Below are 321 nucleotides of genomic sequence, written 5' to 3' on the forward strand. Positions count from 1 at the left end.
GTCAGCGCACTGAGGTCGATCACCGGCACCACCGCGCCACGGAAGGCGAACACCCCAGCGACCCAGGACGGCGCTTTCGCGATCGGTATGAGTGGCAGGCGCGGCAGCACTGCAGCCACCTCGATGGCCTGCAGGGCATAGCGCTCGTTGCCGATGCGGAACAGCAAAAACAACGATTGTTTCGGCGCCACTCCTGCGCCGCGTTTCGCCGCGAGCTCGCTCATCAGACTTTGTAACGCGAGACGCCGCTACGCAGCCCCACCGCCACCTGGCTCAGCTAATCGATGGCGAAGATGGCCTGACGCAGGGACTCCACCGTCT

Annotated in this window: 1 protein-coding gene; it reads right to left on the reverse strand. The window is 64.8% G+C overall.

Going from position 1 to position 321, the window contains the following annotated elements; genetic code table 11:
• Positions 1–224, reverse strand: a 224-nt coding sequence (locus tag ACZYSM_RS29430) for a chemotaxis protein CheW (protein ID WP_489077217.1), incomplete at its 3' end; no start/stop codon positions are given.
• Between the last annotated feature and the right edge of the window lie 97 nt (positions 225–321).

This window comes from Pseudomonas sp. F220, assembly GCF_057813935.1.